This is a genomic window from Methanoregula sp. (assembly GCF_002835825.1).
In the GTDB taxonomy this organism is placed as follows: domain Archaea; phylum Halobacteriota; class Methanomicrobia; order Methanomicrobiales; family Methanospirillaceae; genus Methanoregula.
On sequence record NZ_PIZH01000803.1, the window covers coordinates 1 to 1,010 of the forward strand.

Annotated in this window: 1 protein-coding gene; it reads left to right on the plus strand. The window is 54.9% G+C overall.

Translation table 11 applies throughout. The features are described 5' to 3' along the window. Positions 1-417 precede the first annotated feature (417 nt). Positions 418-1,010, plus strand: a 593-nt coding sequence (locus CW742_RS15325; protein ID WP_292421914.1) for an aminoglycoside phosphotransferase family protein, incomplete at its 3' end; no start/stop codon positions are given.

The window sequence follows — 1,010 nt, forward strand, 5'->3', positions numbered from 1 at the left end:
CTGATGCATTCTCCAGGTAATCCTCGCTGATGCGACGAATACCTCCCCGAAGGGTGCCCCGCGGCGGCCTCAATTTCCTTTTATGAAAACCTCTTTTAGTCAGAGTATTCATTTCAGGCAATACAGTGGCATCACATGTACCCCCCATTGGCGTGTCGAACATTTTTTTTAAGGTGAGACACGAGAAATGCATGAAAGGCTCTTCGAGCCAGGTTGGAGCAAGGGGGCAGGATACCATTACCAGAAGGAGGTTTTCTTAAAAAAACCTGCATTCAATCAGCGATTTGAACCGGTTCCCGCTAAGGGCATCCAGAACAGGCACGTTACAGGCAAAACCTTTAGCAAATTGCCGGTAAAACACTGGTGTATTCCGGATTCGCCCGGGTAAAAAAACCTGCGGGCTTACGGGGAACCACCATGGCAGACGACAATATCACCATTCCCGGATATGCAGTGCCCAAACATGACAAAGAGTTCCAGGAGCGCTATGTCGAACGGGTCGGCCTTGGCCAGTCCGCAGCGGTCTACGCAAAAAACGGCATAGCCGCAAAAGTCTACCGCGAGAACCAGCCGCACTACCAGCCGTTCATGGAGGCATTCTACATCGCGATGGTCGGGGAGCTCAGACTTCCCGTGCCGAAGATCTATGCTGTTGAGACCTTCAAAAACCAGGTCGCCGTTGTCATGGACCAGGTGAAGGGAAAAAGCCTCTATGACATTGCCGGGGAGGACCCGTCCCGGCTCGAAGAGACGCTTGACAAGGTCGTTGAGATGCAGACCGCGATGCACAAGGTGAGCGCCGGCGTCTTCCGGCCGCTGCGGATGGTCCTTGGTGCAAACATCGCCGCAAGCCCGGGCCTGACTCCGGAAGAGAAGGACCGCCTGAACAACGATCTCGCCCGGCTCCCGGACGGCTTTTCCATCTGCCACGGGGACTTCCACGGCGGAAACATCCTCTTTGACGGGAAGACCTACATTATCATCGACTGGTCCGAAGTGGCCTGCGGGGC